This is a genomic window from Burkholderiales bacterium (assembly GCA_015075645.1).
Classification (GTDB): domain Bacteria; phylum Pseudomonadota; class Gammaproteobacteria; order Burkholderiales; family Casimicrobiaceae; genus VBCG01.
Map to the genome: position 1 here is coordinate 196,627 of JABTUF010000006.1, position 23,542 is coordinate 220,168.

General features: G+C 69.2%; 23 protein-coding genes. 12 read left to right on the forward strand and 11 right to left on the reverse strand.

The genetic code is table 11. From position 1 onward, the window contains the following. Nucleotides 1-6 precede the first annotated feature (6 nt). The 4 genes from HS109_16495 to HS109_16510 are packed head-to-tail and all read left to right on the forward strand — an operon-like array spanning nt 7 to nt 4,340. Entirely contained in the window at nt 7-471 is a 465-nt protein-coding gene (locus HS109_16495) for a RidA family protein (protein ID MBE7523967.1), read from the forward strand. Further along, nucleotides 468-2,339: a dihydrolipoyl dehydrogenase gene (lpdA, locus tag HS109_16500; protein ID MBE7523968.1), complete on the forward strand. Its 1,872-nt coding sequence runs from the start codon at nt 468-470 to the stop codon at nt 2,337-2,339. Before HS109_16495 ends, lpdA begins: the two co-directional genes overlap by 4 nt. Nucleotides 2,340-2,344: 5 nt before the next feature. After that, complete coding sequence (rpiA, locus tag HS109_16505) at nt 2,345-3,010, forward strand: ribose-5-phosphate isomerase RpiA (GenBank protein MBE7523969.1); 666 nt, start codon at nt 2,345-2,347, stop codon at nt 3,008-3,010. 37 nt (nt 3,011-3,047) lie between these two features. Beyond that, a complete protein-coding gene (locus HS109_16510) occupies nt 3,048-4,340 on the forward strand; it encodes a glutamate-5-semialdehyde dehydrogenase (GenBank protein MBE7523970.1) in 1,293 nt (430 codons plus the stop codon). Between the two features lie 60 nt (nt 4,341-4,400). Here HS109_16510 and HS109_16515 read toward each other — a convergent pair whose 3' ends face one another. Then, the gene (locus tag HS109_16515) at nt 4,401-5,594 is read right to left on the reverse strand and encodes an MFS transporter (GenBank protein MBE7523971.1); all 1,194 of its coding nucleotides are present in this window, start codon (nt 5,592-5,594) and stop codon (nt 4,401-4,403) included. 103 nt (nt 5,595-5,697) lie between these two features. Here HS109_16515 and HS109_16520 point away from each other — a divergent pair, with 103 nt between their 5' ends. The 8 genes from HS109_16520 (at nt 5,698) to HS109_16555 (ending at nt 11,929) form a co-directional block, all read left to right on the forward strand. Next, the gene (locus HS109_16520) at nt 5,698-6,270 is read left to right on the forward strand and encodes a DUF924 domain-containing protein (protein ID MBE7523972.1); all 573 of its coding nucleotides are present in this window, start codon (nt 5,698-5,700) and stop codon (nt 6,268-6,270) included. Next, the gene (gene nadD / locus HS109_16525) at nt 6,270-6,956 is read left to right on the forward strand and encodes a nicotinate-nucleotide adenylyltransferase (protein MBE7523973.1); all 687 of its coding nucleotides are present in this window, start codon (nt 6,270-6,272) and stop codon (nt 6,954-6,956) included. Before HS109_16520 ends, nadD begins: the two co-directional genes overlap by 1 nt. A gap of 19 nt (nt 6,957-6,975) precedes the next feature. Further along, nucleotides 6,976-7,332: a ribosome silencing factor gene (rsfS, locus tag HS109_16530; protein MBE7523974.1), complete on the forward strand. Its 357-nt coding sequence runs from the start codon at nt 6,976-6,978 to the stop codon at nt 7,330-7,332. Between the two features lie 30 nt (nt 7,333-7,362). Beyond that, complete coding sequence (gene rlmH, locus HS109_16535) at nt 7,363-7,830, forward strand: 23S rRNA (pseudouridine(1915)-N(3))-methyltransferase RlmH (GenBank protein MBE7523975.1); 468 nt, start codon at nt 7,363-7,365, stop codon at nt 7,828-7,830. Then, nucleotides 7,827-8,441: a septum formation inhibitor Maf gene (gene maf, locus HS109_16540; protein MBE7523976.1), complete on the forward strand. Its 615-nt coding sequence runs from the start codon at nt 7,827-7,829 to the stop codon at nt 8,439-8,441. Before rlmH ends, maf begins: the two co-directional genes overlap by 4 nt. Nucleotides 8,442-8,483: 42 nt before the next feature. Continuing rightward, entirely contained in the window at nt 8,484-9,944 is a 1,461-nt protein-coding gene (gene rng / locus HS109_16545) for a ribonuclease G (GenBank protein MBE7523977.1), read from the forward strand. Between the two features lie 204 nt (nt 9,945-10,148). Continuing rightward, complete coding sequence (locus HS109_16550) at nt 10,149-11,168, forward strand: esterase (GenBank protein ID MBE7523978.1); 1,020 nt, start codon at nt 10,149-10,151, stop codon at nt 11,166-11,168. 125 nt (nt 11,169-11,293) lie between these two features. Then, the gene (locus HS109_16555; protein MBE7523979.1) at nt 11,294-11,929 is read left to right on the forward strand and encodes a VOC family protein; all 636 of its coding nucleotides are present in this window, start codon (nt 11,294-11,296) and stop codon (nt 11,927-11,929) included. On the opposite strand, the gene HS109_16560 is transcribed toward HS109_16555, so the two are convergent. From HS109_16560 to HS109_16605, 10 genes are all read right to left on the reverse strand, one after another. Next, on the reverse strand, nt 11,919-12,155 hold the full coding sequence (locus tag HS109_16560) for a hypothetical protein (GenBank protein MBE7523980.1): 237 nt from the start codon (nt 12,153-12,155) through the stop codon (nt 11,919-11,921). The genes HS109_16555 and HS109_16560 overlap by 11 nt on opposite strands. Continuing rightward, entirely contained in the window at nt 12,142-12,762 is a 621-nt protein-coding gene (locus HS109_16565) for a nucleotidyltransferase domain-containing protein (protein ID MBE7523981.1), read from the reverse strand. Before HS109_16565 ends, HS109_16560 begins: the two co-directional genes overlap by 14 nt. Nucleotides 12,763-12,925: 163 nt before the next feature. After that, nucleotides 12,926-16,285 (reverse strand): ATP-binding protein, encoded by a 3,360-nt coding sequence (locus HS109_16570; GenBank protein MBE7523982.1) that lies wholly within the window; start codon nt 16,283-16,285, stop codon nt 12,926-12,928. A 6-nt stretch (nt 16,286-16,291) separates the two neighbouring features. Next, nucleotides 16,292-16,579: an STAS-like domain-containing protein gene (locus tag HS109_16575; protein MBE7523983.1), complete on the reverse strand. Its 288-nt coding sequence runs from the start codon at nt 16,577-16,579 to the stop codon at nt 16,292-16,294. Between the two features lie 8 nt (nt 16,580-16,587). Then, the gene (locus HS109_16580) at nt 16,588-17,103 is read right to left on the reverse strand and encodes a DUF2442 domain-containing protein (protein MBE7523984.1); all 516 of its coding nucleotides are present in this window, start codon (nt 17,101-17,103) and stop codon (nt 16,588-16,590) included. Nucleotides 17,104-17,242: 139 nt separating this feature from the next. Next, nucleotides 17,243-17,488, reverse strand: coding sequence for a DUF4160 domain-containing protein (locus tag HS109_16585; GenBank protein ID MBE7523985.1), 246 nt, complete (start codon nt 17,486-17,488; stop codon nt 17,243-17,245). A gap of 34 nt (nt 17,489-17,522) precedes the next feature. After that, nucleotides 17,523-20,399, reverse strand: a complete 2,877-nt coding sequence (locus HS109_16590; protein MBE7523986.1) for a DUF1156 domain-containing protein — start codon at nt 20,397-20,399, stop codon at nt 17,523-17,525. Nucleotides 20,400-20,544: 145 nt separating this feature from the next. Then, nucleotides 20,545-21,543: a ParA family protein gene (locus tag HS109_16595; protein ID MBE7523987.1), complete on the reverse strand. Its 999-nt coding sequence runs from the start codon at nt 21,541-21,543 to the stop codon at nt 20,545-20,547. Further along, complete coding sequence (locus tag HS109_16600) at nt 21,540-22,745, reverse strand: putative DNA binding domain-containing protein (protein ID MBE7523988.1); 1,206 nt, start codon at nt 22,743-22,745, stop codon at nt 21,540-21,542. Before HS109_16600 ends, HS109_16595 begins: the two co-directional genes overlap by 4 nt. 176 nt (nt 22,746-22,921) lie before the next feature. Then, nucleotides 22,922-23,449 carry a hypothetical protein gene (locus tag HS109_16605; GenBank protein ID MBE7523989.1) on the reverse strand — a complete coding sequence of 176 codons (528 nt, stop codon included), beginning with the start codon at nt 23,447-23,449 and terminating at the stop codon, nt 22,922-22,924. Nucleotides 23,450-23,542 lie beyond the last annotated feature (93 nt).

Genomic DNA, 23,542 nt, shown 5'->3' on the forward strand with positions numbered 1-23,542 from the left:
ACGGCGATGGATCGCATCGGCGCGCGGTTGCAGGAACTCGGCATCGTGCTGCCGCCGGTGCCGGTGCCGGTCGCGAACTACGTGCCGTTCGTGATCACCGGGAACCTGCTGTACCTGTCGGGACAGGGGCCCCGCAGCGCGAACGGCTTCCATCGCGGCGTCGTGGGCGCGGACGTCGGCGTCGAGGACGCCTACGCGCATGCGCGCATCGTCGGCACGCAACTCCTCGCCGCGGCGAAGCAGGCGCTCGGCAGCCTCGATCGCGTGGCGCGCGTCGTCAAGCTGCTCGGCATGGTGAACGCAGCGCCCGGCTTCACGAAGCATCCGGCCGTGATCAACGGATGCTCCGACCTGTTCGTGCAGGTGTTCGGCGACGCGGGCCGGCATGCGCGCTCCGCGGTCGGGATGGGGTCGCTCCCCGAGAACATCACGGTCGAGATCGAAGCGATCCTGGAGATCCGAGGACCATGAGCCAGAGCGTCGACGTCAAGGTGCCGGACATCGGCGATTTCAAGGACGTTCCGGTCATCGAAGTGCTCGTCAAGCCGGGCGACGCGGTCAAGCCCGAGGACGCGCTCGTCACGCTCGAGAGCGACAAGGCGACGATGGACGTGCCCGCCCCGATCGCGGGCACGGTCAGGTCGATCGCGGTGAAGGTCGGCGACAAGGTGAGCGAGGGGTCGGTCATCGTCGTGCTCGATGCCGCGGAGGCGGGGAAGGGGGAAGGGGGAAGGGCGAAGGGTGCCGCAGAGGCAGGGAAGGGAGAAGGGGGAAGGGGGAAGGGTGCGGCGGTGTCTCCGCCGCCCGTTTCTCCTGCATCGATTTCAACTGCGTCGCCAGCGCCGTCGCCGACGCCCCCTTCCCCCTTCTCTCTTCCCTCTTCCCGGCCCTTCCAGGGCCAGCCGGACGTCGAATGCGAAATGCTCGTGCTCGGCGCCGGTCCCGGCGGCTACAGCGCGGCGTTCCGCGCGGCCGACCTCGGCATGAAGACGGTGATCGTCGAGCGCTACGCGACGCTCGGCGGCGTGTGCCTGAACGTCGGCTGCATCCCGTCGAAGGCGCTCCTGCACGTCGCGGCGGTCGTCGACGAGACCGCGGCGTTGGCGAAGCACGGCGTGACTTTCGGCAAGCCGCAGGTCGACCTCGCGAAACTCAAAGGCTGGAAGAACCAGGTCGTCGGCAAGCTGACCGGCGGGCTCGCGGGCATGGCGAAGGCGCGCAAGGTCGAGGTCGTGCGCGGCGTCGGCCAGTTCCTCGATCCGCACCATCTCGAAGTGGAACTCACCGAGGGCGTCGCGCAGGCGAAGACCGGCGCGAAGAAGGTGGTGCGCTTCGCGAAGGCGATCATCGCGGTAGGCTCGCAGGTCGTGCGTCTGCCGTTCATCCCGGACGATCCGCGCATCCTCGACTCGACCTCGGCGCTCGAACTGGAGAGCGTGCCCAAGCGCCTGCTCGTCATCGGCGGCGGCATCATCGGCCTCGAGATGGGCACCGTGTACTCGACGCTCGGCGCGCGGCTCGACGTGGTCGAGATGATGGACGGGCTCATGCCAGGCGCCGACCGCGATCTCGTGCGCGTGTTCGAGAAGGTGAACAAGCCGCGCTTCGACCGCGTCATGCTGAAGACGAAGACCGTCGCGGTCGAGGCCCGGGCGGACGCGATCTACGCGACCTTCGAGGGCGAAGGCGCGCCTGCCGGTCCGCAGCCCTACGACAAGGTGCTGATGAGCGTCGGGCGCGCGCCGAACGGCAGGAAGATCGCGGCGGAGAAGGCCGGCGTCGCGGTCTCCGACCGCGGCTTCATCCCGGTCGATTCGCAACTGCGCACCAACGTCCCCCACATCTTCGCGATCGGCGACGTCGTCGGCCAGCCGATGCTGGCGCACAAGGCGGTGCACGAAGGCCACGTCGCCGCGGAGGCCGCGGCCGGGCACAAGGCGCACTTCGACGCGCGCGTGATCCCGTCGGTCGCCTACACCGACCCCGAGATCGCGTGGGTGGGACTGACCGAGGACGAGGCGAAGGCGAAGGGCATCGCGGTCACGAAGGGACTGTTCCCGTGGGCCGCGTCGGGACGCGCGATCGCGAACGGGCGCGACGAGGGCTTCACCAAGCTCCTGTTCGACGCGGCGACGCATCGCATCGTCGGCGGCGGCATCGTCGGCACGCACGCCGGCGACCTGATCGGCGAGGTCGCGCTCGCGATCGAGATGGGCGCGGACGCGGTCGACATCGGCCGCACGATCCATCCGCACCCGACGCTCGGCGAGTCGATCGGGCTCGCGGCCGAGGTCGCCGAGGGCACCTGCACCGACGTGCCGCCGGCGCGGAAAAAGTAGCCGACATGACCCAGGACGAACTGAAGCAGGCCGTCGCGCGCGACGCGATGGCGCACGTCGTCGACGACGCGTGGATCGGCGTCGGCTCCGGCTCGACCGCGAACTTCTTCATCGACGAACTCGCGAAGGTCAAGGGCCGCATCAAGGGTGCGGTCGCCTCGTCGGTGAAGACCGCCGAGCGGCTGAAGGCGCACGGCATCCCGCTCGACGAACTCAACAACGTCGGCCCGCTGCCGGTCTACATCGACGGCGCCGACGAGGTCACCGAACACGGCGCGATGATCAAGGGCGGCGGCGGCGCGCTCACCCGCGAGAAGATCGTCGCGGCCGCGTCGCGCAAGTTCGTCTGCATCGTCGATTCGAGCAAGCTCGTCGACGTGCTCGGGCGTTTCCCGCTGCCCGTCGAAGTGATCCCGATGGCGCGCAGCTACGTCGCGCGCGAACTCGTGCGTCTCGGCGGACAGCCGGAACTGCGGCAGGGATTCACCACCGACAACGGCAACGTGGTCATCGACGTGCGCGGCCTGTCGATCCTCGATCCGGTCAAACTCGAGTCCGACCTGAACCAGCTCGCGGGAGTCGTGACCGTGGGCCTCTTCGCACGGCGCGGCGCCGACACGATCCTCGTCGGCGGCGAGAACGGCGTGCGGCGGATCGACCTCAGGCGCTAGGTCGGGCCGGGAGCGTCCGGCGGGCTACAATGTCCGGATGACCAACCTCGCCGTCCCCGGACTCGGCACCTTCGCCGACGTTCCCGCGTACATGCGCGGCGTCGGCGAGGCGGCGCGCGCAGCGGCGCGCGTGCTCGCGCGTGCCGACACCGCGGCTAAGGATCGCGCGCTCGCGGCGATGGCCGGGGCGATACGTCGCGACGCGGCGAAGCTCGTCGAAGCGAACGCTGCGGACGTCGCGGCCGCGCGCGCCGCCGGACAGGACGCGGCGTTCGTCGACCGGTTGACGCTCTCCGCCGCGGGCATCGAGGCGATGGCGAAGGGCCTCGAGGAGATCGTCGCGCTGCCCGATCCGGTCGGCGAGATCTCCGAGCTGCGCTACCGTCCGACCGGCATCCAGGTCGGGATGATGCGCGTGCCGCTCGGCGTGATCGGCATCGTCTACGAGTCGCGCCCCAACGTGACCGCCGACGCCGCGGGACTCTGCCTCAAATCCGGCAACGCGACGATCCTGCGCGGCGGTTCGGAAGCGATCCGCAGCAACGCCGCGATCGCCGCGTGCGTCCACGCGGGATTGCGCGCGGCCGGGCTCCCCGAGGCCGCCGTCCAGGTCGTCGCGACGACCGACCGCGCGGCGGTCGGCTGCCTCATCGCCGACGAGGAACACGTCGACGTGATCGTGCCGCGCGGCGGCAAGAGTCTCACCGAGCGGATCGCGCGCGAGGCGAAGGTGCCGGTGATCAAGCACCTCGACGGCGTGTGCCACGTGTACGTCGACGCGGCAGCCGACGTCGACATGGCCGTGAAGATCGCCGACAACGCGAAGACGCAGCGCTACTCGCCGTGCAACACGATGGAGACCCTCCTCGTGCACGCGTCGATCGCGCCGCGGGTGCTGCCCGCGCTCGCGGCGATCTACCGGGAGAAGGGTGTCGAGCTGCGCGGCTGCGAGCGCTCGCGCGCGCTCGTGCCCGACATGAAGCCCGCGACCGAGGAGGACTGGCGCACCGAGTACCTCGCGCCGATCCTCGCGGTGCGCGTCGTCGACTCGCTCGACGCCGCGATCGAGCACATCGCGACCTACGGCTCGCAGCACACCGACGCCATCGTCACGAACGACCACGCTGCGGCGATGCGCTTCCTGCGCGAAGTCGACTCGAGCTCGGTGATGGTGAACGCGTCGACGCGCTTCGCCGACGGCTTCGAGTACGGGCTGGGTGCCGAGATCGGCATCTCGACCAACAAGCTGCACGCGCGCGGTCCGGTGGGCCTCGAAGGGCTCACGTCGCGCAAGTGGGTCGTGCTCGGGTCGGGCCAGATTCGGACCTGACGCAACCTCCGGCCCCGCGTCCGGCGGCGAAGCGCGCCTTGCGGCGGCGGACCAGGCGGGCTACGCGGCCGCCGCCGTTTCGCGCCGCAGCCGGGCGAGCCAGACGACGCCCACCGCGACGATGAAGAGCACCGGGATCGCCGAGTAGTTCATCATCTCCCACCCGGCCGCCGAGACCAGCGCGCCGGAGGAGAACGACGACAGGCCCATGATCGCGAACACCGTGAAGTCGTTCGCGCCCTGCACGCGCGCCTTCTCGGAGGGCGTGTAGGCCTCGGTCAGCAGCGTCGTGCCGCCGGTGTACATGAAGTTCCAGCCCACGCCGAGCAGCGCGAGCGCCGCGACGAAGTGCGTGAACGTCGTCCCCGAGAGCGCGACGGCGACGCACATGAGCATCAGCACGATGCCGGCGCTGATCACCGAGAGCACGCCGAAGCGCTTGATCAGCGAGCCGGTGAGGAGTCCCGGCAGGAACATCCCGACGACGTGCCACTGGATGACGAGCGCGGCCGCCGAGAACTCGAAGCCGCAGAAATCCATCGCGAGCGGCGTCGCCACCATCAGCAGGTTCATGAGGCCGTAGCCCAGCGCCGCCGACAGGACCGCCACGATGAACACCGGCTGGCGCGCGATCTCCGCGAGCGGCCGGCCGCCGCCTTTCCGCTCCTCGTGGGACGGCGGCGGGACGCGCACGAACGACTGCACGGCCAGCGCGACCAGCGCGTAGAACGCGAGCGCGATGAACGAACCGGCGAAGGGCACGTCGAGCGCGTCCTTCGCGAAGCGCATCGACGTCGGCCCGATCACGCCGCCGGCGACGCCGCCCGCGAGCACCCACGAGATCGCCTTGGCGCGGTCGGCCGGCGTGGAGACCTCGGCGGCGGCGAAGCGGTACTGCAAACCGATCGCGTTGTAGACGCCGATGATCGCGGTCGCGATGCAGAACAGCGTGAAGTTCGCGAGGTAGAGCGCGAGGACGGCGAGCGCGCATCCGAGCACGTTGACGAGCGCGCCGGCCATGAATCCGGTGCGCCGGCCGACCCGCGCCATCCACAGCGACGCCGGCATCGTCGCGAGCGCGGATCCGATCACGTAGGTCGACGCGCCGAGCGTCGCCAGCGCCTTGGTCGAGGCGATCTGGTAGCCGACGAGCCCCTGCATCGAGATCAGCGACGAGGCGTTGGTCAGGAGCAGCGCCTGGCAGACCGCGAGGAGCGCGAGGGTACGGCGATCGGTGGTGGCGGGGGCGGACATCCGGGCAAGCGGAACGGGCGCGGGGCTTCGTCCCGCAGCCGGCCGGACCGCGTCCGGGCGGGGCGGGCGCGTACGGGGTCGCCGCTTTCCGTATGATACCCGGGTGGACGCCGCCGCCCTCGCCTCCGACATCCACGCGTTCTGGTTCGGCGCCCCGCCGCACGCCGCGCGCGCCGAATGGTTCCGCAAGGATCCCGCGTTCGACGCGCGCATCCGCACGCGCTTCGGGCCGGCGATCGACGCCGCGCTCGCCGGGGAATTTCGCGAATGGAGCGCGACGCCGCGCGGCGCGCTCGCGCGCATCCTGCTCCTCGACCAGTTCACGCGAAACGTGTTCCGCGATACGCCGCGCGCCTTCGCGGGCGATCCGCTCGCGCTCGAACTCGCGGGTGCGGCGGTCGATGCGGGATTCGACCGCGAACTCGACCGGTTCGAGCGCGCTTTCCTCTATCTGCCGTTCGAGCACAGCGAGGATCCCTCGGACCAGGAGCGCTCGCTCGAGCTCTTCGGGCGGCTCGCCGCCGAGACCGGCGATCGTTCGCCGCTCGAGTGGGCCGAGAAGCACGCGGTCATCGTCCGCCGCTTCGGACGCTTCCCCCACCGCAACGCGATCCTCGGGCGCGCCTCGACGCCGGAGGAAGTCGCGTTCCTGCAGCAACCGGGCTCAGGCTTCTGATGCCGCGAACCGCCACGGTGGCCGACGACGACCCCGCGCCGATCGCGCTGCTCGGCGGCACGTTCGATCCGGTGCACTACGGCCACCTCGGCCTCGCGCAGGACGCGCGCCGGGCGCTCGCGCTGCCCGAAGTTCGCATGCTGCCCGCGAGCGATCCGCCGCACCGTCCGCGCCCGGGGGCTTCCGCCGAGGATCGCCTGGCGATGCTCGAGCTCGCGATCGCGCGGCGCCGGGGACTCGTCATCGACGACCGCGAACTCAAGCGCCAGGGCAAGAGCTACACCGTGCTGACGCTCGAGGAGTTGCGCCGCGAGAACCGCCACGGGCCACTGGTGCTGATCCTCGGCGCCGACGCGTTCCGCGGACTGCCGCTCTGGTATCGCTGGCAGGATCTCCTGTCGCTCGCGCACATCGCGGTCGCCGCGCGGCCGCGCGACCCGTTCGACGCCGCGCTGCCCGAGGCGCTCGTGCCGCTGTGGAGCGAACGGCTGACCACCGATCGCGCCGACCTCGCCGCATCGAGCGCCGGGCGGATCTTCGTCGTCCCGACCACCGCGCGCGACATCTCCGCCTCCGCGATCCGCTCCGCGCTCGCGCGCGGCGGCGAGGAAGCGGACAAGGTGCGCGCGTTGATGCCCCGCGCGGTTTGGGACTATATTGCAACCCATCGGCTCTACGCCGCCTGACCGGACACCGCCCGCGCGAATGCGACCCGACAAACTCGCGAAGACCGCAGTCTCCGCGCTCGAGGACATCAAGGCCCGCGACATCGTGATCCTCGACGTGCGCAAGCTCACCAGCATGACCGACACCATCGTGATCGCCAGCGCCGAGTCGAACCGGCAGGTCAAGGCGCTCGCCCGCCACGTGCGCGAGAAGCTCGAGGCGGCGGGCGCGTCGATCATCGGCGTCGAGGGCGAGGAATCCGCCGAGTGGGTGCTGGTCGACGCCGGCGACATCGTCGTGCATGTGATGCAGCCGGCGGTGCGCGCCTACTACAACCTCGAGGAACTCTGGACCGCGCGGCCCCTCAAGCGCGCGAAGTCCGCGCGGGCGGCGTGATCGCCGTCGGCCGCGCGCTCCGTTCCGACGATGAGGCTCGCGATCGTCGCACTCGGCCATCGGATGCCCGCCTGGGTCGCGGCGGGCTGCGGCGACTACGCCTCGCGCCTGCCGCGTGACTGGCCGCTCGACGTCGTCGAGTTGAAGCCCGAGGCGCGCGACCGCGGACGCAGCGTCGCCCAGATGCTCGCGGCCGAAGCGAAACGGCTCGATGCGGCCTGCGCGGGCGCGACCGTCGTCGCGCTCGACGAACGGGGCTCCGCGTGGAGCACGCGCGAGTTCGCCGAGCGTCTGGACGGGTGGCGCGAGTCGACCCGCTCGCTCGCCTTCGTGATCGGCAGCGCCGACGGCCTGGACGCGGGATTCAAGCGCCGAGCCGCCGCACGATTCGCCCTCTCCGCGCTCACCCTGCCCCACGCGCTCGTGCGCGTCGTGCTCATCGAGCAGGTCTACCGCGCGGTGAGCCTCCTCGCCGGCCACCCCTACCACCGCGAATGAAGCCGACGGCGATCTGGCTCGCATCGAAGAGTCCGCGGCGGGGCGAACTGCTCGCGCAGATCGGCGTCGCGTTCGAGGTGCTGCGCATGCGCGAGGCGGCTGGGCGCGCGCCCGACGTGCTCGAGGTCGCGCACGACGGCGAGCCTCCGCTCCACTACGTCGAGCGCATCGCGCGCACCAAGGCGAACGCCGGCTGGCAGTCGATGCTCGCCCGCGGCCTCGAGGTCCGCCCGGTGCTCGGCGCCGACACCGAGGTGATCGTCGAGGGCGAAGTGCTCGGCAAGCCCGCCGACGAGCGCGCCGCGAAGGCGATGCTCGCGCGCCTCGCCGGACGGACACACGACGTCGTGACCGCCGTCGCGATCCGCTGGCAGGACGACACGCACTTCGCGCTGTCGAGCACGCGCGTCACGCTCGCTCCGCTCTCGCGCGCAGCCATCGCCGCCTACGTCGCGAGCGGCGATCCGTTCGACAAGGCGGGGGGCTACGGCATCCAGGGCCGGGCCGCCGCGTTCGTGACGCGCATCGAGGGCAGCTACTCGGGCGTCATGGGCCTGCCGCTCGCCGAGACCGCGTCTCTCCTCGCCAGGGCGGGATTTCCCGTACCATGACCCCCCCGGTGCCGGCCACCCGCCCGGCACCGGAGGCCGCCGATGGCGCATGAAATCCTCATCAACGTAACGCCGCAGGAGACGCGCGTCGCGATGCTCGAGCAGGGCGTCGTGCAGGAGTTGCACGTCGAACGCGCGAGCGCGCGCGGGCTGGTCGGGAACATCTGCCTCGGCCGCGTCGCGCGGGTGCTGCCCGGCATGCAGAGCGCGTTCGTCGAGATCGGGCTCGAGCGCGCGGCGTTCCTGCACATCGCCGACATCTGGGAGCACCGCCAGAACGGGCACGGCAACGCCGAGAAGCCGATCGAGCGGATCCTGCACGAGGGCCAATCGCTGCTCGTGCAGGTGATCAAGGACCCGATCGGCACGAAGGGCGCCCGGCTGTCCACGCAGGTGAGCCTCGCGGGACGCCTGCTCGTGTACCTGCCGCAGGACTCGCACATCGGCATCTCGCAACGCATCGAGGACGAGGGCGAGCGCGAGCAACTGCGCGGGCGGTTGCAGCACCTGCTGCCCGAGGGCACCGGCGGCGGATTCATCATCCGGACGATGGCGGAGACCGCGAGCGAGCGCGAGATGGCCGCCGACATCGAGTACCTGACCAAGCTGTGGCGCGACCTCGAGGCGCGCTCCTCCGCGCAGCCCGCGCCGGCCCTCCTCTACCAGGACCTCAACCTCGCGCAGCGCGTGTTGCGCGACATGGCGACCGAGGAGACGACGCGCATCCTCGTCGACTCGCGCGAGACCCACCAGCGCATGACCGCCTTCGCGGCGCAGTACACGCCGGCGCTCACCGAGCGGATCGAGCACTACGCCGGCGACCGCCCGCTGTTCGACCTCGCGGCGATCGAGGAGGAGATCGAGAAGGCGCTCGCGCGGCGCGTCGATCTCAAGTCGGGCGGCTACCTGATCATCGACCAGACCGAGGCGCTCACCACGATCGACGTCAATACCGGCGGCTTCGTCGGCGGCCGCAGCTTCGACGACACCATCTTCAAGACCAACCTCGAGGCCGCGCAGGTGATCGCGCGCCAGCTCCGGCTCCGCAACCTCGGCGGCATCATCATCATCGACTTCATCGACATGGAGAACACCGACCACCGCGCCGCGGTGCTCGCCGAGCTGAACCGCGCGCTCGAGCGCGACCGCACCCGCCTCACGGTGAACGGCTTCACCCAGCTCGGCCTGGTCGAGATGACGCGCAAGCGCACGCGCGAGTCGCTCGCGCACGTGCTGTGCGAGCCCTGCCCGACCTGCAAGGGCCGCGGCGCGCTGAAGACGCCGCAGACCGTCTGCTACGAGATCCTGCGCGAGATCCTGCGCGAGGCGAAGCAGTTCAACGCGCGCGAGTTCCGCATCCTGGCCGCGCAGGCGGTCATCGACATGTTCCTCGACGAGGAGTCGCAGAGCCTCGCCGGCCTGGGCGACTTCATCGGCAAGCCGATCTCGCTGCAGGTCGAGTCGCTCTACACGCAGGAGCAGTTCGACATCGTCCTCATCTGACGTAGGTCGGGCTTCAGCCCGACAATGTGCGCCCCGTGGGTCGGGCTTCAGCCCGACAGCCGCCGTGCCGATGCGAAGCAACGGCGTCGGCCTGAAGGCCGACCTACGGAGAGCGTGGTGGGTCGGGCTTCAGCCCGACAGCCTCCACGCCCGGGCACAATAGCGATCCCACGCCCCGGCCCCACCCGACCAACACCCCCCGCAATGAACCTCTGGCCGCGCATCAAGCAAACGCTCGCCCGCTGGTTCGGCGGCGGCGCGCCTGCGCCCGGTCATTACGTCGGCGGCGCAGCTTTCGCGTGGAGGGGATGGCTCGCGTCGAGCCCGTGGGTGTGGCCGCGCCGCAAGTGGCGCATGTACGTGCCGGCCGGCGCGTCGCGCTTTCGCGCGATGCCGCTCGTGGTGCTGCTGCACGGCTGCAGGCAATCGCCCGAAGACATCGCGAAGGGCACGCGCATCGAGGCGCTCGCGGACAAGCTTTGCGCCTATGTGCTGATGCCGCGCCAGCACGAGCGCGCGAATCCGTACCGCTGCTGGAACTGGTTCGACCCGGCCACGATCGCGGGCCGGGGCGAGGCGGCCATCGTGCTCGCCGCGATGCGCAAGGCGATGCGCTGGCGGAGCCTGGACGCCTCGCGCACCGCCGCCATCGGAATGTCGGCCGGCGCGGCGCTCGCGACCATCCTCGGCGTCCGCCATGCCGACCGCGTGCGCGCCGTCGTGTCGGTGGCCGGGCTGCCCTGCGGCGCCGCGTCCCAGCCGATCATGGCGCTCACCGTCATGAAGCGCGGCCCGGACATCGACGTGGCGAAGCTCGGCCTCACCGCGTACGACGCCGCGCCGCCCGAAGGCAAGCGCGTGGCGCTCCTCGCCATCCATGGGCGCGCCGACGACGTCGTCGCGGCCCGGAACTCCGGCGCGGTCGTTCGCCAGTTCCTCGCGCGAAACGAGATCGACGTTCCGAAGGGCTCCGAGTCCTCGCTCCCCGAGCCCGACCACGCGCGGCGCGAGAATCCGCTGCTCGGCCATCCGTTCCAGGTGCGTGACTGGGAGAAGGACGGAAGCCTCGTCGCGCGGCTGGTCGAGATCGACGGCCTCGGCCACGCCTGGAGCGGCGGCGACGCGTCGCTGCCGTTCAACGTCGCGGGCGCTCCCGACGCCACCGCGATGGCCGGCGCGTTCCTCGGACAGGTGTGGTCGCGTACCATGGGGGCAGCGCCGTAATTCGGGGCTGGCTGCCCGTGTTCTGCCTCATCGAACTGCCCGGACGACGGCTCTGACTCCATGCCCCCCTTCGATCCCAACGGCGCTCGCGCCGAACTCGGCTTCGATCCGGCGGAGGCGGCGCCGTGAGCACTGCGCTCGACCACCTCGTCGTCGCCGGCGTGACGCTCGCCCAGGCGATCGAATACTTCGCGGATTTGACCGGCGTCGCACCGCGCCCCGGCGGCCAGCACGTAACCGTCGGCACGCACAACGCGCTCGTGCGCCTCGGCGACAAAACGTACCTCGAGCTGATCGCGATCGACCCGACGCTGCCGAAGCCCGCGCGGCCACGCTGGTTCGACCTCGACGACACCGCGATGCAGGTCGCGCTCGCCGAGCGCCCGCGTCTGGTCAGTTGGCTCGCCCGCACCAGCGACATCGAGCGCACCGTCGCGAAGGCCGGCTACGCGCCGGGCCCGATCCACCCGATGTCGCGCGGCGACTTCCGCTGGCGCAGCACGATTCCCGACGACGGCCGCCGCGCCGGCGACGGCGTGCTGCCGGGACTCATCCAGTGGGACGTCGAGAAGCACCCGGCGGACGGGTTGCCGAACGACGGCGTGTCGCTCATCGAACTCGCCGCTTCGCACCCCGATCCGCAGTCGATCCGCAAGGCGCTCGCGTCGGTCGGATTGCAGGACGCCATGCGCGTGTCGTTCGGCTCGCCGGCGCGCCTCGCGGCGATGCTGCGGACGCCGCGGGGGCTTGTTACGCTGTAGGGGGCGATGGTGCGCGCGGGGACGCGATCCTCAGCGCAGCTTCCGCGCGCACGTCTTCGACTTCCGGGTCGTCTTCGACTCGGCTGGAGTACGACAGGCCGATGCGAGCGACGTCAGTCAACCGTTCCTCCGCCAGCAGCTTGAGCCCCGCGATCTCGTCGTCCGTGGGCGGCTCGCGTTTGAGCTGCCCGATGCGCGCGAGATTCTCGAGCTCAGGCGAGACCATCGTCCGAACCGATCACGAAGAGCCGCGGCTGTCCGGCGATGCGCGCCACGAACCCGGCCTGCTTCTGCTTGCGGCGCCATTCGGCCGGTGACATCAAATTGGGACTGATGGTCCGCGCAAGCGTCGCCTCGACAGGCTGCAGCACCGAGAAGACCTCCGTGTAGTCGACACCGTCAGCGACGACCATCAGGTCGATGTCACTCGCCGCACGATCCGTCCCTTTCGCTACCGACCCGTAGACGAAGGCGGCGAGAATCCGGCCCGAAAGCGGCGCGAGCGCAGCCCGGAGCGGACCGAGCAGACCCGACGTCTTGATGATCAGTCCGTGCAGCTCGTTGAACACCGGACTCGCGCGGTTGGCCCGGTAGTACTTCTGGTTGCCGACGCGCTCCACGGCAACGAGCCCCGCGCCCGCCAAGCGGGTCAGCACGCGATGGACCGCCCCGGTCCCGGAGGCGGCGAGCCGGATCAGTTCCGCGCTCTGGAAGCGCCGATCGGGCTGTCCGTAGAGGAGGCCGAGCAGGATTTGCTGAACGGGCGTGAAAAGGGCGCCGGCCAAGCCGCTTGCGGGGCTTGAACCGACCGCGGAGTTCATCGCCGTTCCCATTTCGGGAATTATCATACCCAATTTGGGAATCGACTGCAAGCATTCGGCTGGCGCGAATCCGGCTCGAGTACTGGCGCGACGACACCCGCCAGAAAGGTCCAGTCTCCGCTGTCTACCGGGACGGGGAACTTGCGGGGCAGCCGCCGTTGCGCACTTCTCTCGTTCAGTCCCGCTCGAAGCCCTGGCTCCCGAACTTCAGCGTCCGCCCGTTCTCGGTCACGATCCGCACGACGTTGTCGGGTACGCCTGAAGGTACCCTTACCTCGATCTCCAGCGTTACCGTGACATCGGAGCCTGCCAGTCCCGCGAGGTGCGCGATGACTTCTTCCGCAATGCGCCCCGCGTCGCGACCCACCCGGGTCGAATCGAGAACCACGCTGCCGTGATAGCGCGTCGGCGGGAGGCGTGGCGCGGGCTTGTCCGGATCGGTCGGATCGCTCGCGCCCGGTCGTGCTGCGGGACGGTCATCCCCGCCGGTTCCCGCACCGCCGCCCGCTACCGGTTCGTGTTCACGCTCCAGTTGCCGTTGCGCGACGTCGGCCTTCACCAGCAGCCCGTTCATGCGATCGGCCGTGACGTCCACGGTCTTGCCGCCGCGCAGGCCGACGTACCGCCCCGCAGCCTCGTCGTAGCCGTCGGCGAACGCGAACGAATCCTGCTGCCACAGGAGCAGCCCGAGCCCATCGCGCACGGCTCCCGCGAGCACGTCCGCATCCTTCAGCCGCGGCAGATAGACGTACCGGGCGAAGTCCTCGGCGAGCTGCCGGACCGCGACGTGGTCGCCGCGCCACAGCACCTTGTCGAGCTCCATGCGAAGCCGGGTTCCGGCGAGCGACGTAACGAGGAATTCCTCGTGGCGCAGCTTCTTGCTCGCCCGCACCGCGAGGGCGTCCCCGCCGGTCAACCGAATGCTTTCCCAGCGGACCTCGTCGGTCGCCTTCGGCTGCACCGGCACCAGCAGCCACTGGTACGCCTCGGGGAGGCGCGCGGTGACCGCGGTATCCGCGCCGGCCTTCTGCGTCTCGGCCTGCTTCTGCTGATGCGGATCGAGGTTAAGCGTGTCCTTCTCGCGCAGGATCGAATCCCACGCTAAGAACTTCCGCACCGCTTCGTCGAGATCCTGCAATCTCGCCTGGTCGACGGCGAGGAAGACGAGCGTGTTCCGGAACAGGCGCGGCGCGTTGCCGCGCGACTCCCAGATCTGCTTCGCCGCGCGCATGGCTGGCGAATCCGGATCCTTGCTGTACGGATGGTCGACGCCCAGCACGACCAGCCGCGCGTCCATGTCGTCGGGCACGTCCTGGCCCGAATGCGGCGTCGGATGGACGCGGTCGAAGTCGCCGGTCTTGCGGAGATCGGCGCGGAGCCGGTCCTCCAGCTCCTTCGTGACCTTGTCCGGGTCGCGCTTCAACTGCTCCGCGCGATCCTCGGCGAGCTTGGTGACGGTCGGCTGCGTCGAGTACCAGTAGCGCGGACCGTCCTGATAGAGGTAGGTCGCGACCGACGCCATGCGCCGCAGCGCGTCGCCGAACACCGCCGCGGTCTCGCCCGGCATCATGCAGCCGAGCTTCACGCGCCGGTCCTCGATGCCGCGATGTGCAGCGCTCTGTGTGGGCGCCGAGCCGAGGTAGATCGTGCGCGCGACGCGACGGCATGCGTGGTACTTGCCGAGGTTCGGCAGGTCGCTGTCCATGCGCAGCGGCAGCGAGTTCGGGCCGTCGATGTCCTTCTCGATCACCGGCGGCCAGTTGTCGGGCAGGTAGCGCGTCAGCTCGAACTGGACGCGCGAGTCGCCGACCGCGATGTTCGCCGGCAGGATCAGCGGATTGCGGTCGCCCTTCTCCCAGAGGCTGTGGATGACCGCGGCCATCAGCCGCAGCACGCCGCGCGTGCGCTGGAACTTCACCAGCGTCGACCAGTCGGAATAGAGCCGGTCGAAGATCTCGGGATGGATCGGGTAGGCCGCCTTGATCCGCTTCTCGTAGTCCGCATCGCGGCACTCGGGCGGAAACTCCTGTCCCTGCGTCTGGTACAGGTCGGCGAACGCGCGCGCGACGACGTCGCGATCCTTGAACTGCGCGGCCTCGGTCAGCGGCTCGAACAGGCGCCGCCGCACGATCTCGAAACCTTCCTCGGCGCTCGCGGGCCGCCATGTCGATTCCAGCCGCCCGATCACGTTGTGCAGGCGCGAGAGCGCGGCGCGCCCGCGCTCGCCACCGACCTCGACGTCGTCGGCCTGCACGTGCGGCGACCCCGAGAAGTCCGAGGCCGGCAGGCTGATGACCAGCATGCACGCCTTCGCGAGCTTCGCCGATTCGGTCAGCGCCTGCGCGAAGCTGAACTGCGTCTCGAAGCTGCCGGCAGGCAGGTCCCCCTGGTCGTGAAGCTGGCGGGCGTAGGCGACCCACTCGTCGATCAGGACGAGGCAGGGGCCGTAGGCGTTGAACAATTCGCGCAGCGCGTCGCCCGGATTGGTCGCGCGCTCGTCGTCGGCCCGGACGCGCTCGAACGCCTTCTTCGCCTCCTTGACTCCGCCCGCCGCGAAGCCGAGCTGCCACGCGAGCTCGCCCCAGAGCGTGCGGACGACCGTCCCATCCGATTTCACCACCGGATTGCCGGGTGAGATCTTGTTGCCGACCAGCACGACGCGACGCACCGACGGCAGCGCGGCCAGCCCCGAGTCCTGCATCACGGCGTCGATGCCCGGCAGCTCGACCGGCTTGCGCCCGGAGAACAGGTGGTAGAGCGCGAGCATCGAGTGCGTCTTGCCGCCGCCGAAGTTCGTCTGGAGCTGGACGACCGGGTCGCCGCCCTTCCCCGACAGGCGCTTGACGCCGCCGGCCAAGAGTCGCTTCAGGCTCTCGGTGAGGAACGTGCGCCGGAAGAACTCGACCGGATCGCGGTACTCGTCCGATCCCTCGCCGAGGTGCACCTGCCACAGATCGGCGGCGAACTCCGCCTGCTGGTAGCGTCCGCTCGCGACGTCCTTGTGCGGCGTGACCACCTCGCGCCAGGGTTTGAGCCCGCCAGTGGCCGTGCTCTCGATCGTCGTGCTCGAGACCTTCCGCTTCTCGCCGCGCACCTGGTCTTCGAAGCGGACGCGCAGGATCTCCTGTTTCAGCTGGTCGAGGTCCCCCGCCTGCGCAGCCGACACGGCCAGCAGCAGACGGTGGACCGAGTCGAGCGCACGGTACGTGTCGTCGGTCGAGAAAGCCTTCTGGTGCGCCCAGTTGTTGCGGACGGTGCGCAGTTCACCCACGAGCGCGCGTTCTGCCTGCCCGAGCGTCTTGCGGAACAGGTCCTGCCAGCGATTGCTCATCAGCGACAGCATCGCGGAGACGTCGCCGAGCGGATCGTTCATCGCTCCGGCAAGCGTCAACTGCTGCGGCGAGAGCGCTTCCTTCGCCTCCTTGAGCCAGTCCGCCTGGTACTGCGACTTCATCTCGCGCTCGATGAACGGCGCGAGGCCGGCCTTGAGCAGGTCCATCGCCTTGCCGACGCGTTCGTGGTTGGTGATCGCCATCGTTCCTCACCCCTGATTGGCTGCGGAGGTTCTGCTCGCCTGCGCCCGGCGCAGCATTCGCGCTATCGCTTCATTCGCGTGGATCGGCGCCAGTACCACCGCCGGATGCGCGTTCGCGAACACCCGAAACAGCTCATCGGCAAAGGACGGACCGATGCCCTCGATGCCGGCGAAATCGAGCTCTACCGTGCCATCGCGAGGCAGCGCCGAAATCAGCGCCTTTGCCTCACCGCGAGAAACGAGCCTGATGCTCCCGTCGAGGTGCGCACGCACATCGATTCGCGTGATGGTCATGGCGCCGATCACCGCTTCTTCGCTCGCACCTTGGTCCGGCCCGCGGCCACCGGCACCTGATCGACCCGGTACGTCGCTCGTGGCTCTTTCATCTTGTGCGCGGCCTTCAGTTCGTCGCCCGCAACAGGCGGCGCGCTTGCGACCTTCTTCAGGATGCTTCGCGCATGGTCCGGCTCGGCGCGCCGCGCCCGTTCGCGGAAGAACGTCTCGACCTTCTGCGCGGGCGCCTTGTCCTTTCGCGGCCGGCCGCCTTTCCTGCCGTTCTCCCGAGCCGCGATTCGCTTGGATTCGGTCGTGGCCGCTCCGCCTTGGCGACCCAGGGCAGACATCCATGCGCGGGATCCGAAGCAACCCGCGACGAGATCCGGAACCGCGACATCCAGATCGAGCGAAGGCCAGTGCAAGCCGTACCCGCCGCCCTCCACCCGTACCGATCCGAGGACCGCGCTCGACGCGCCCTCGAGCCCCTGAATCTTCTCCACCGGGATGGAGAGCCCGATACCCGACGCGAGCTCGATGCTCAATCGCTTCGCCCGGGCGTCGTACCGGACGCCGATCGCGAGATCGCCCTTGCTCGCGCGAGCACGGCCCGCCTTCGTGGCCTTCGCGAGTTGGTCGTCGACCGCCTTCGCAATGCGGCGTTCGGAAATGCTTGTCACCAGTTCATCGGTTGCCATGGATTCGCCTCCATTCGGCGAGGCACTCGGCGTGCCGCTCGATGATCGCTTTCGCGATGCGCCGCAGGTCCGAGACCGGAACGCCGCGCCGCTCGACCAGGCGGACGTCGTCGGGACCACGGCCGAGTTCGAACTTCGCGCTCCCGTTACCGGCCGCGTGGACATGAGCAGGCGCATGATCGTTCGTATAGACGACCACTCGAAACGCCCCGACCCGGAAGATCGTCGCCACTATATCCCAACGCTTGGGTTATTGCAAGTGCCCCCTAGAGCAGGGTGAATTGCGCGGCCGTGTCGGCCTGCGCCAGCCGCACGATCTCCGGCCAGCTCTGCACGAGCGCGTTGTAGGCGCGGGCGTCCTCGGCGCGCTTCTTCCGCTCGCAGATCGTGTAGAGGCGGTAGGCGAGTTCGCGCGCGGTCTCGGCGCGTGCGCCGAGTTTTCCGACGAGCGCGGCGGCACCGGCCTCGCCGCCGTGGTCGAGCGCGCGGATCAACTGGTGCACGCACTCCCAGGCGGTCAGGCGCGCATCGGCGGCAGGATCCCAATCCTTCGGCAACTCGGCGGGTTTCAGCAACCGCACCTTGCCCGCCCTCGACGCGACGATACCCGCCTCGACCATGCCGCCGACGCTCGTGTTCTTCGCCTTCGACAGCGTCTCGGCGACCCCGTACTCGCCCGGCTCGAAGCCCGCTTGCTCGAACCACGCGAGCGCCCAGCGCGTGTCGGCGTCGAAGTCGCCCTCCTGTTCGGCGAGCGCTTCGTCGAGGACCTGGTTGATGAGCGAAAGCGCCTGCCGCACCGTGACCGGCTTGCCGTCGGCGTCGAGGACCTTCGCGTAGCGCGTGAACACCGCCATGCCGGGGCCGATCGCGGCTTGCGCGAGGTCGACCGGCGCGATGTTGCCGCGCTGCAAAAGGACGAGCGCGGCGGGAAGCTCGGACTTCAGCGCGTCGAGGAAGTCGCGGCGGGTGGCGGTGGGGGCGGACGGCGAGCGCTTGCGGCAGACGAGGACGATGCTGGAGGCCAGGGCGTTGGTGCCGATGCCGATGGAGCGCGCGCCGCGCTCGGTGCGCATCGGCCACGTGCCGCTGAGCGCGAATCCGGCCCGGATCACCGCGTCGAGGAAGGTCTCCCAACCGGTGCTCGACGTGCCCGCATCGTCGTCGCTCTCGGATTGCTTGAAGGCGTAGTAGATGGTGACCGGGAATCCCGGGTGTGACTGCTCGGCGAGGCAATGCATCGCCTGCGTCATTCCGTCGAGGAAAAAGGTTTCGGCCTTCTCCTTGCTGCCATGGCGGTAGGGTGTCGCGACGAGCTCCTCGGCCTTCGGCACCGCCAATGTGGCGAAGAGGTCGGGAAACACCGGCCGCATCGAACGGCGCAGCCAGACGTAGAAGTAGTCCGACAAATCAGCGTAGCCGATGTTGTCGTAGTAGGGAGGGTCGGTCGAAATGACCTTGTCCGTCGAGATACTCTGATTCTGCGCGTCTGCTTGGTCGGAAAACGCGGACATTGATGATGGAAGCTGATCGACTACTCGCGCGAGGGTGTTCAACGTGGTGTGCAGATCACCCGCGGCGTCAGAGAAAGCACTGGACTCCGAATAGTCCCAGACCATCGGAACCGCTTGTCGCCGAAACAGGTGCTGAGTCTGATCCATCCCAGGACCCCACTGGCAGAGCGAGTTCTGGGCATCGGCTAGTCTGCTGACACCGATCCCGAGGAACATCGCGCCCGCAGCTGCATACGCCGCCGCGCCGCTGCCCCCCTCGCGCAGCGGCTTGCCGTCGTCGGCTATGCCGGCCTGCACGGCATCGCGGCGGACGCGCTCCATCGCCTCGCCGACGAGGTCCGAGAACGTCGTGAGCGCCACGAGCTGGCGCGGGGTGAAGAGGTCACCGTAGGTCGTGAGGCCGTACTGCACGGTCCAGAAGTTTCGCGGATCGTCGGGCAGCGACTGCTCCGGCTTCCACTCCGGCTTTGCCTTGCGCGCGATCGCTTCGTGTTCCGGCGTTGGCGCCAGATACACGCGACCGCGATCGCCCTCGGCCACGATCGCCATCAGCCGCGCGCCCATGCGCCCGGCCTTGCCCTCGGCCTTGATGTAGTCGCCGGCGATCGGCGTTCCCGACATCACGCACTGGAAGTTCGCGCCGCGTGAGAGCTTCGTCCCGTTCTTCGCCGCCTCCGCGTCCTTCGGCTTCCCCGTCTTCACCGTGAACCGGTAGCTGCTCAGTTGCGTACCCTGCTCGATCACCGGCTGGACGTACGCCTCCTTGCCCTCCTTGGTCGAGAGCATGAACGTCGAGGCGAGCGGCACGTCGACGTCCGCGAACGCGGGGTTGGGGCTCTTCACCGTGCGCGCCCACAGCCACGCGATCACGGTGAGCTTGCGGCCGACGTAGGGCTTGAGATCCGGGCGGCCCTTCGCCATCTCGGCCGTGACTTCGATCGGCGGGTACAGCTTGCCGATGCGCTTCTCGGCCTCGTCGCGCATCCACTGGCCGTAGTGGCGCACGTCCTCGGCGAGCCCCTGCGCGCCCTTCCACGTGCGCCCGACGAGGTCCTTGTTCTGCCTCGACTCGGGATTGACCGGCGGCCGCCCGGCGAACTTCGGCGGAATCTCGATCATCGCCTTGTTGATCAGCACCGCGACCGGATTGAGATCGCTCGCCCAGGCTTCGAGCCCGAGCCGTTGCGCTTCGAGCGGCAGCGCGCCGCCGCCGGCGAACGGGTCGTGGAAGGCGGGGAGCCTGTTGCGGTCGAAGAGTTCCTTCGCGCGCGGATGGTCGGCGTTCTCCGCGCAGGCGCGCCGCCAGCTCTGCCAGATCTCCTCGCGCGCCGCCTGCAGCACCGTCTCGTTGGTCGTGTTCTCCCAGAGGACCAGGTCCTCGATGATCCGGAACAGGCGCTTGCGCTCCTTCTCCTGCGCCTTCTCGGTCGGGAAGAGGTCCGGCCAGGCCGACGGGTCGTCGACCATCTGCGCGAAGATCACCGCCCGCGCCGCCGCCAGCGGCCGCCGCGCCCACCACAGGTGCAGCGTCGACGGGTGCCCGTGGCGGATCGACTTCTCGCGCGCGGAGGCTTCGTTGATCGCGGCGAGGGGGAGGGCGACTTCGATGAGTTTCTTGGCGGATTTCATCGGCGGTCAGCGTGGAGAGCAATGCAGGGGTGATCTGCGATTGCAGGCCGAGGGCGGGCGCGCGGGCTGCGGACGACGGCGGAAGTGCCCGGCGGCGCGGTTCCGTCGCCCCTTCCCTCGCCGCGCCCGCCGACCACGATCCCGATCAACTCGCGAGTCGCGCGGTGCCTGCGCGCCGCGCGATCTCTCTCGCGAGCCGCGCGAAGTCGTCGTAGCAGTCCTGCACCGCCTTCGCGTGCCCGCCCAATGCGCCTTCCGCCGCTGTCAGCTTGAACATCGGCTTCCGGGCGTCCTGCGCCAGCGGCATCAGGCTGCGATAGTGCTTGAGAAGCGCGAGACAGTGCGGGTCGTCCTCGATGCGCGGCGGCGACGTCGCCGCACCGTCGTTGAGCACCGATTCGCGATACTCACTCGGGATGCGCTGCATCCACTTGTCGTAGGCCTTCACAGGGCGATCGAGGCGCACGGCGTGCTGCATGACGACGTACCCGAGCGGATGCATGTCCCCCGTCGGAACCGACAGCGCCGACGCGGGATTGCGGCCTCGCCGTTCCATCCATTCCTCGCGCCAGCGCCGCAAGGCGGGTCCCAGGTTTCGCAGGCCTTGCAACGAGAAGAGGTCGGGCGCCAGCGGAATGACCACATGGTGCGCGGCGATGAGCGCCGCGCGATTGATCGCACCGAGATTCGGCCCCACGTCCAGCAGCACGATGTCCGCGCCCCTCGCGTTCGCCGCCGCCTCGATGATTCGCCAGAACGCGGAGATCACCCGAAAGGCGCGCTCCTGTCGGTCCAGGCACCTGGGCCATTGCGAGGACATCTCGTCCTCGGATGAGGACAGCGCCAGATCCCCCGGCAGGAGCGCGAGCCGCTCGTTCAGCACCTCCACGTAGGGGGACTGAACGTCGCCGGTGCCGTCGAGCAGCGGCTTGATCGCGCCCGCAACGGTCTCTCCATGCTCGCCGCCCGGCCACAGGCCCTCGAGGCGCGATTCGTCGAGGAACATGCTGGTCAGGTTCGCCTGCGGATCGAAGTCCGCGGCGACGACGGACAGCCCGAGCTCGGCGTACATCCAGGCGAGGTGGTAGACGAGGGTGGTCTTGCCCACCCCGCCCTTGTTGTTGAAGTAGGCGATGGTCTTCACGCGCGCGCCCTGACGATCGCGTTGACGAACGAGTCGGTCACCTGGAATTCCGGCTCGGGGTTGCCGTTGCGCTCCAGCTCGCGCCGGGCGGTGGCGATTCCCACCCCGAACCGCTGAACGAAGCCGAGGGCGCGCAACGCCTCGGCCAGATTCGGATTCCGGTAGTCGGCGACTCCGGCCTGTCCGAAGTTCGCCTTGCCGACGATGCCGAACGGCCCTCCGGGGCTGCTGATCTCGACTCTGTCGTCGTACCAGGTGATTCGAACAGGTGCGTTCGTCGATTCGTAGCTGCGGTGCATCACCGCGTTCCGGACGAGTTGCTGCAGGGCGACCTCAGGATAGGTCGGAATGCGTCGCTCGCGGGGTTCGCTCGAAAGATCGATCGACGTACGGTTGTGCGCGGCCACCTTGTCGTCGATGCGTCGCAACACATCGACGAGGGGCCCCTCGATGGCGGATTCGTCGACGATGGGATCCGACAAGGCCTTGCCCGCAATCCGCAGGAACTGGAGGTACGCCCCGGGCAGGAAATTCCGCGGCTGATGGCACAGCACCAGAATCCCGAGCACCGTGGGCACGGGATCGTCGACCGAGGCGATCATCTTGGTCGCCGCGAGCTGCTGCTCGGATGACCGCTCGTTCGCGGCCAGCACATCCGTCGCCACGACGTGCCCAAGATACTCGTCCGTGAAACGGCGAAGATCGAGGTCGGCGAGCGCGGCGCCGGCGACCTTGCGGACGTCGAAAGGCCGGTCGAGGTGGCGCCGGCGCTCGTTCAGCACGCGCTCGTCCTGGGCGGTGGCAATACCGCGCCGCGGCCCGATCCTGATCCAGATTCGGCCCTTGAATCGCACCGGAGGCGAATCGGAGGGTTGGACGGTGATCACGGCGACGTCGATACCGCCCAGCGCCCGTTTCTCGACCGAAAGGCTCGGAGGGGGAAGGATGTTCCCGTCGGTCTTCACGTCGGCCAGCGAGCGCAGCAGCTCGTCGGTGATGGGCAGCCCGGTCAAGGCGCCATTGTCGTGCGCCCCGACGAAGACGATGCCGGGTCGGCCATGCCCGGGGAGATCGTTGGCGAACGCGCAGACCGCCTCCCTCACCATCGTCGGCGATTCGCCACGAAACGTTTCCTTGCGCTCGCAACGGTCGGATTCGGTGTCGGCGAGCATCCTCTCGAGTTCCTCGTCCGCGAGCCTCATGATCCGGAGTTCCACCTCATGACCGGGAGCAACGCGTATTGTGCATCAAGGCGGCGTTGATACCGTCGCACGGGATCGACGTCTTCGAATCCGGCCAGGTACTCGATCAACGTACTCCCCAATGCAGAGCTTGGCGGAGCGCCCCGTTGCCTCGATGGCCGTGCCTCGACTGCCTGCTACTTGCGAGTGCGGCTTCTCCCCATGTACACCTCTTCGCCCGTCAATCGACTCACATAGACATCGACACCGTCGTCATGACGAAGGAACGTCAGCGAACGGTCGACACTCTCGAGCGGCGTGAATCCGAAGGTCTGCGACAGCGATCCCTCATACGTCCATCCCTCCGGTGTGGCCAGTTGTACGTCCGGCGCACCGAGCCTGCGGCATGCCGACACCCGGAACTCGCCTTCGCTCTTGCCGAACTCGACCCAATCGCAGCGCGTCGTCGGACCCCGCTGTTGGTCGACGACGACTACGTCGACGGCATTCCCGTCGCGCAAGTGCCGCAGTCCACGCGCCTCGAGCGCCTCCACGAACGCTCGTACGTCGTCCGCATGCATGAATCCGACACGCGCCAGAAACGGGTCGGCGCAAAGCGTCGGATTGGGCACGAACCGGACGAACGCGTCCCAGCCGCCCGGGAACCGGGCATCGATCGCGTTGCGGTCGACGATGACCGATATTGCTTCGACGAGGACACTCACGGCATGCAACCTATCGCTTCAGCAACCCGACCAGGTAGACGATTGTGCCCGGGATCATCGAAGTTCCGAAGCGAGTGGTTGCAGCGATGAGGG

Excerpts from the sequence above, each read along its gene's own strand:
- HS109_16550 (MBE7523978.1), top strand. The coding sequence starts at position 10,149 with ATGAACCTCTGGCCGCGCATCAAGCAAACGCTCGCCCGCTGGTTCGGC.
- rsfS (MBE7523974.1), top strand. The coding sequence starts at position 6,976 with ATGCGACCCGACAAACTCGCGAAGACCGCAGTCTCCGCGCTCGAGGAC.
- HS109_16515 (MBE7523971.1), bottom strand. The coding sequence starts at position 5,594 with ATGTCCGCCCCCGCCACCACCGATCGCCGTACCCTCGCGCTCCTCGCG.
- HS109_16495 (MBE7523967.1), top strand. The coding sequence starts at position 7 with ATGGATCGCATCGGCGCGCGGTTGCAGGAACTCGGCATCGTGCTGCCG.
- rpiA (MBE7523969.1), top strand. The coding sequence starts at position 2,345 with ATGACCCAGGACGAACTGAAGCAGGCCGTCGCGCGCGACGCGATGGCG.
- rlmH (MBE7523975.1), top strand. The coding sequence starts at position 7,363 with ATGAGGCTCGCGATCGTCGCACTCGGCCATCGGATGCCCGCCTGGGTC.
- HS109_16565 (MBE7523981.1), bottom strand. The coding sequence starts at position 12,762 with ATGGGAACGGCGATGAACTCCGCGGTCGGTTCAAGCCCCGCAAGCGGC.
- HS109_16570 (MBE7523982.1), bottom strand. The coding sequence starts at position 16,285 with ATGGCGATCACCAACCACGAACGCGTCGGCAAGGCGATGGACCTGCTC.
- HS109_16600 (MBE7523988.1), bottom strand. The coding sequence starts at position 22,745 with ATGAGGCTCGCGGACGAGGAACTCGAGAGGATGCTCGCCGACACCGAA.
- nadD (MBE7523973.1), top strand. The coding sequence starts at position 6,270 with ATGCCGCGAACCGCCACGGTGGCCGACGACGACCCCGCGCCGATCGCG.
- lpdA (MBE7523968.1), top strand. The coding sequence starts at position 468 with ATGAGCCAGAGCGTCGACGTCAAGGTGCCGGACATCGGCGATTTCAAG.
- rng (MBE7523977.1), top strand. The coding sequence starts at position 8,484 with ATGGCGCATGAAATCCTCATCAACGTAACGCCGCAGGAGACGCGCGTC.
- HS109_16575 (MBE7523983.1), bottom strand. The coding sequence starts at position 16,579 with ATGACCATCACGCGAATCGATGTGCGTGCGCACCTCGACGGGAGCATC.
- HS109_16560 (MBE7523980.1), bottom strand. The coding sequence starts at position 12,155 with ATGGTCTCGCCTGAGCTCGAGAATCTCGCGCGCATCGGGCAGCTCAAA.
- maf (MBE7523976.1), top strand. The coding sequence starts at position 7,827 with ATGAAGCCGACGGCGATCTGGCTCGCATCGAAGAGTCCGCGGCGGGGC.
- HS109_16510 (MBE7523970.1), top strand. The coding sequence starts at position 3,048 with ATGACCAACCTCGCCGTCCCCGGACTCGGCACCTTCGCCGACGTTCCC.
- HS109_16590 (MBE7523986.1), bottom strand. The coding sequence starts at position 20,399 with ATGAAATCCGCCAAGAAACTCATCGAAGTCGCCCTCCCCCTCGCCGCG.